This window comes from Microbulbifer epialgicus, from assembly GCF_041447265.1.
In the GTDB taxonomy this organism is placed as follows: Bacteria; Pseudomonadota; Gammaproteobacteria; order Pseudomonadales; family Cellvibrionaceae; genus Microbulbifer; species Microbulbifer epialgicus.
The window spans coordinates 1-5631 of sequence record NZ_JBGMEK010000143.1 but is presented as its reverse complement, the minus strand read 5'-3'; the positions used below and the strand labels follow the sequence as shown (position 1 = coordinate 5631).

6 protein-coding genes and 1 pseudogene are annotated in these 5631 nt (G+C 42.9%); 4 read left to right on the top strand and 3 right to left on the bottom strand.

What is annotated here, in order from left to right; all coding sequences use genetic code 11:
* The first annotated feature begins 1228 nt into the window (after nt 1-1228).
* From ACCI49_RS23280 to ACCI49_RS23265, 4 genes are all read left to right on the top strand, one after another.
* Nucleotides 1229-1702 carry a hypothetical protein gene (locus tag ACCI49_RS23280; RefSeq protein ID WP_371841636.1) on the top strand — a complete coding sequence of 158 codons (474 nt, stop codon included), beginning with the start codon at nt 1229-1231 and terminating at the stop codon, nt 1700-1702.
* Between the two features lies 1 nt (nt 1703).
* Nucleotides 1704-2603, top strand: a complete 900-nt coding sequence (locus ACCI49_RS23275) for a DUF2971 domain-containing protein (protein WP_371841634.1) — start codon at nt 1704-1706, stop codon at nt 2601-2603.
* Between the two features lie 109 nt (nt 2604-2712).
* Nucleotides 2713-3276 carry a hypothetical protein gene (locus tag ACCI49_RS23270; RefSeq protein ID WP_371841632.1) on the top strand — a complete coding sequence of 188 codons (564 nt, stop codon included), beginning with the start codon at nt 2713-2715 and terminating at the stop codon, nt 3274-3276.
* A complete protein-coding gene (locus tag ACCI49_RS23265) occupies nt 3257-3775 on the top strand; it encodes a hypothetical protein (protein WP_371841630.1) in 519 nt (172 codons plus the stop codon). Before ACCI49_RS23270 ends, ACCI49_RS23265 begins: the two co-directional genes overlap by 20 nt.
* A gap of 239 nt (nt 3776-4014) precedes the next feature.
* Here the strand turns inward: ACCI49_RS23265 and ACCI49_RS23260 are convergent, their stop codons facing one another.
* From ACCI49_RS23260 to ACCI49_RS23250, 3 genes and pseudogenes are all read right to left on the bottom strand, one after another.
* Nucleotides 4015-4263: a hypothetical protein gene (locus ACCI49_RS23260; protein WP_371841628.1), complete on the bottom strand. Its 249-nt coding sequence runs from the start codon at nt 4261-4263 to the stop codon at nt 4015-4017.
* A 30-nt stretch (nt 4264-4293) separates the two neighbouring features.
* Nucleotides 4294-5151: a hypothetical protein gene (locus ACCI49_RS23255; RefSeq protein ID WP_371841627.1), complete on the bottom strand. Its 858-nt coding sequence runs from the start codon at nt 5149-5151 to the stop codon at nt 4294-4296.
* Between the two features lie 86 nt (nt 5152-5237).
* Nucleotides 5238-5372, bottom strand: a pseudogene (locus ACCI49_RS23250) (IS256 family transposase); the annotation flags it as partial.
* Between the last annotated feature and the right edge of the window lie 259 nt (nt 5373-5631).

Below are 5631 nucleotides of genomic sequence, written 5' to 3'. Positions count from 1 at the left end.
ATCGGCGAGCTGCTGCCACATAACTGGGCACCTGCTGCCAAGGTGTGATGGCCGGACGCTTACGATTAACCGCCCACTAGTTGACTCGATGGCTATGGCTGAACTCTAAGCCAAGCTTAGAGGTCGACGGGTCCTCCTGAGAGGCTAACACACGGGTAATTCGGACCCCGATCTGTTAACAGATATCTGATTTTTCCTAGGGGGGTTATACCCTCCTTAGAGTCAGTCAGGGGCAAACCCCTAGTTCGGGGTTTGGTGTTCTGACCAGCTGAACCCACGGGGGGTAGGTTGGATATCTGGCAGCCTTGTATCCGGCACTGCCGTTCTAGCTTAGATTTCACAATGGCTTAATTCAGGTAGGGGGGAGTGATAATTAAGTAGTTGTTCTGGGCGTTTCAAACCGACAAAGCGTCGGTTTTGGTCTGGCAGTGAAAACCGGTGATTTGCCGGTTTTGGTTTAACTCTCAAAACCACCAGCCCTGTGGTTTTGGAGGTGATGAAACATAGGCGACCTGAATACTGAGGTGACGTCGCGATTCGCGGCTCCATCTTATGCGCTCAAGAAGCCGTTCCTGCTCAAGCCGATCCCCTGTCGAATGCTAGCCAAACCGCCAGATTCGCGGTTTGAGGTATATGGATACTGGCCAAGACTAAGGTCAAATCAGATGAAATGGCAGGGTGTGTATAGAGGCTCTTTTTAGTGGTATGCCCTATTGTTGAGTGCCTTTAATTGAGGAGCAGGAATTCAAAGTGGTGCTACATTTGGTGCTACTTTTTTCAGGATTGTATCCAGAGGCCCTGGAATCACTAGCTTTCCAGCCGTTTTTCGAGTCCGGCCTCTTACCATCTCTCAAACCCGCGTCAGCCCTAGCTTTCGCGGGTTTTTCATTTCCCCCTCGGCACCTCCAATTTTTTTAGAAATGGCGCTTAAATTCCCCAGAGTGTCCACATTGTGTCCACACAGAAATTTTTTGGTCCGTATTTGGCCCAGCTGCGAACACCAGATATCTGCCCCCGGCTTTGATGAAACTCTTCTTCAATTCTCTTCAAAACTCTTCAATGTGTGAAAAGCCAACTTGCCCTGGAGCCCGCACCAGCTCACAGCCCGTCGTCATTCTCGATTTCACCAACTAAAAGAACGCCAAAAATCGGCAGGCGTGGGGAGGAGTGACCGGCGCCCCTTTTTGCTGCACAATTATTGATCACAGACAATCAGAGGGAACTGGTAATGCGAATTTTTACGGGGTTTTTAAAGGTAAGTGCGTGTTTGGTCGCTTTATCGGGTTGCCAAGACGCAAAGAAGAAAATTGAAACCTATCCAACGATAGATAACCTAGTAGAAATTGAATCAGATCGACTCAAAATCATAGAAGCCAGGAGCGCTGATGACGGCATCCAGATTGCGCTAGGTGAATCATCTAGCAACCGCTGTAATATTCAAATCCAAAATAAAAAATTAGGGTCAAAAATTATGTACAACTCCTTAGAGCATCACCCCGAAGGAGTTAAAGCCAGCTGCCAATGGAACGGTAACTACTTCAAGCAGTCTCGCAGGCACTTCACCTCCCTTGCTCTAAGGCTTGAAGAGGATTCAATTACTATTGACCTTCAACTAGTTGATCCAGGCAACAATCATTTTTTAGCTTTTACACTCTTTGAAACCCCATTATCAAACCAACTAAAAACGATAGGACAGATGTAAAGTGGGATTAATCTATCACTACACTGATATTAATGGACTTCACGGAATTATCGGTGAAGGTGAATTTTGGCTAACTGACAATCGCTTTCTCAATGATCACACCGAGGGGCAATATGCACAAAATATATTAAATAAATTTTCAGATGAAATATTAAGAGACTGCAATAAAAATTACGCCCTTAATATCTTCTCACAACTTAATCAGGAGAGCCAAGCAAATAAAAAAGGTAGGGTGTATGTTGGATCATTTTCTGAAAAAAATATACTAAGCCAGTGGCGCGGCTACTGCCCCAAAGAAGGCGGTTACTGTATTGGGTTTGATGAAGCCCAGCTGAAAGACAGGCGCGGCTTTCAAATTGAAAAGTGTAATTACGACGAAAAAAAGACAATTAGCCAGTGGAAGAAACTAGCAAATGACATTAATGAACAATATGAAAACGGCCTCAGAATAGAGAGGTTTTTAGATAATGAAGATTTACAGTCGAAGAGACATATATTTACAAGCGACGACTGGGAAGTAGCCTACTCTGTACTCCATCAAGCCTACTGCTCAAATGAAATATACAAAATTAAAATGACCAACAAACACCCTGACTACATAGATGAGAGAGAAACAAGAATATTTAAATTCACATCACCAAAAACCATAAGCGAGAAAAACGAAAGCGGTCACGATAAATTTAGAGTGAGACTAGAGGATGAAACAGAAGTTCACTTCAGGAAGTCTAATGGAGGGCTAATACCTTATATCAAACTTCAAAATATCGAAAGCCTCATTAAGAAAGTATACATCGGACCTCAGGGCAATCCAGATCTAAGCTTGTTATCGCTAGAAGAGTTCATGGTTCATAACAAAAAACTGAAATTCGATATAGAAAAATCTGACACACCGCTTCGATAACAAATGAGAATAGGGACTCAAGCAAAATAGATATCCCGCCCATTGAAAACCAAAAATTAAAGCTAACTGTTTCTGGATAAATAAAAGGATATTAAAGAAGAGTCGGAATATGTGCAAATATCTTCACGAAAAAATGGTCAGCACACTAACCAAATATGAAGTAAAAGAAGACGCCTCACTTTGGGAATACCCCTTATTCACATACACACTGTATATAGGAATAATTGCCACGCTCGCTTCAATAGTAGTGATTTCTATATTACTGGGAGTTCAAACAGGTGGAGAGAATGCAAGATATGAATCTTGTATGTCTATGACTTGCATAAACAATATTTTTATATATTTTGCGCCTGCAATAAAAATAGGCGCAGGTTTTCTTGCAATCCTTGGTATTATTGCTCTTATATTTCGTAGCGAGCAAACAGCCACTCAAATTTCAAACTCTAACAAATCACTCCAATATGATATAGCTAGAAATAGTAAACTATGGGAGCATGAACAACTAAAAACGGCCTTTAGTCAATACTTTCAGCACAAAGAAACTTTCTTAAAGCTCATGGAAAGAATTGAAAGTCAACTTGGAATTTCATTCCTAGATAAGACATCACTTTATAGAGATTGGTTTCCCTTCTGTTCTGTAAAAAAATTCGACATTGAACCCCCCCCAACTTAATGGGCCAGCGAAAGCGGCACTATATTTAAATAAGTTTACAGAAAAATCAAATGAACGCCTTGCAACATCAGGGTTCTCTGAAGAACATATTCAGGAACAAAAGAGGGTTTTAGGAAATGCAGTACATACATTAAGTATTAGACCGGGAACGCACTTTCAAAGAGTAAACATGCCATATACTAGCATTGGCACTATCTTTACAGGCCTAGTTCAAATAACCAATTTGATTCTAGAGATAACTTCCAACGAATTAAATTTAAACTTTGATGCATCTGAAATGGAACACATTTATGATGATGCATTAAGTCTTTTCCAGCTTACCCGAAAACAGAAAGATATTTCAAGCGACCGAATCTTAGTATGTACATTTGGACGTTGGGCTGAGGAGCTGAATAGGCCAATTCTGATATGGTGGGAAGCTGAAGTAGAACAACACATGAAAATCTTTTCCTGCCCAAAGATAAAAAAATATACCACCCCCTCTTTTTTGAAACTATAGACCAAATGAGGAAAGGTAACTTGGCTGATTGCATTGAGATCACAGATATAGAAGAGGAATGGTCTTAACGAGTCAGTGAAAGCAACCTCTCGATAAATTAAAGCAATCAAGCCTCACAGAGGAAATTTAAAAAACTTAACATATAATGCAATAATTTTTTTACTACTAGAAATTGAAAGCTGATGAGCGCCACGATTCACCCTGGCGCTCACTTAGTTATAATTTTTTACAGCCGCCTCTCACTGAGAGCAATTTCGCATCTCTAAAACCCCACCCCACCTTATCGAATACTCGGTATAGTTTCCGGTCACGATATCCAAAATCTGCAACCAAGAATAAAACTCTGCTTTCTTAGACTTCGCAATCTCTTCTGCCAGCTCCTTTGCCGCCGCTTCAGTGGGCGCAGAGTCTCTAAAACTCTTAGCTCCGCCATTCATCAAGTGAACCCGTTCTGCGAATATGGCATATCTGTTTATCTTATTTTTCATAACTTCTCTCCTTTTAAGTGTATAACCAGCTTAAGCCAGTACAGCCTCAAGCTGAGATTTCAAACTATCCGCACTACTCTTGTGACCATTAATCGCCGCCTCTTGTGTTGGTTTCTGCCCGTTGGCGGGGTGCGAGTGCGTCGCGAGGGTGGCGGCCAGTGCCGACACTACGCCGATTAAATCCTCTAGCACTTTCAGCACGTTTAAAGATTCACTACCTAACCAAACCTTGCCACCGTCTTTTACTTTGATAGTTTGGCGGACCTTGGCCACTGATTCGCGAATATTTCCGATTTGTTCCTTTATGTCGCGGCCCGCTGAAATATTAATATCACTGGCTGTTGTAATATTTAGATTGTCCAGCGCGGATAAGTTCAGGCCGCCAGCAGATAAGAAACGTAAAGCTCCAAGGACTTCAATTATTTTTACGCCGGCCACCTCTTCTACGGAATGTTCCCGTACTTGTCGGCATTCACTGTCGCAGCTCGCTATAATTTCGGCGGCCTCGGTAATTCTGCGTAATGATTTCTCGCGTATATCGCCGTGGGTTTCGCGGCTCCACTCAGCACTGGCATTGACTTTTTGCCGCACTGAGTCGCTTTGCTGCCAAATTAAATCCTCACGCTCGAGCGCTGGAACGCCGACTTCACGGGATAACACGGTACGAATAAAGGGCTGATCTGGTTCGCCATAGGCAAAAGCCAATTCAATCACCGTGCCCGGTTGCGGAAACCCAAAGGCTCCGCGCTCATTGCCAGCATATTGCAGTGGCAGCGGTACACTACGAAAAATCGGCAACCGATTATCGGCTTTGCCTTCAGGGGTTAACACTTGTACATCCACGCCATAGCGCGGGCGAAATTCTTCTGCCAGCTCCGGCTTTTCCATTGGGTCACTGATTGCTACTACTCTGGCCAATATCGGTAAATGTAAACCGCTGTTTATTTCCAGGTAGAGCCGGCTGATATTGACAATTCTAGTTCCACCTTCATGGCGGCTTCTGTGAGTTGCTTGATCAGAGGAGTTAGAATGCTATCTTTGTCACTGAGGTCTTTGCCTTCACGCAAGGCCTTGATGGCAGTATCCATATCGAAAGTGGGTTTAGTCATGGGTCATCTCTTTTTTGTTAATGATAAAGAAATGACACAGAGTTCTGAACACTACCTTTACTAGCAGGAGCGGTTACATAGCATTATTTACACACTCTCAATGTGTGCTCTGAATTTTCCCAACCTCGCCAATGCTGGAACCATTCAACTTTACTATTGGTATTAACCCGGTGGCTCTATAGTTCTGTATAATACCCAAATGGATATTATTGATGCAAGAAAATTACCCGCTTCCGCGCAGGAAGAGAAACGCCGAACT

Excerpts from the sequence above, each read along its gene's own strand:
- ACCI49_RS23280 (WP_371841636.1), top strand. The coding sequence starts at position 1,229 with ATGCGAATTTTTACGGGGTTTTTAAAGGTAAGTGCGTGTTTGGTCGCT.
- ACCI49_RS23270 (WP_371841632.1), top strand. The coding sequence starts at position 2,713 with ATGTGCAAATATCTTCACGAAAAAATGGTCAGCACACTAACCAAATAT.
- ACCI49_RS23260 (WP_371841628.1), bottom strand. The coding sequence starts at position 4,263 with ATGAAAAATAAGATAAACAGATATGCCATATTCGCAGAACGGGTTCAC.
- ACCI49_RS23255 (WP_371841627.1), bottom strand. The coding sequence starts at position 5,151 with ATGGAAAAGCCGGAGCTGGCAGAAGAATTTCGCCCGCGCTATGGCGTG.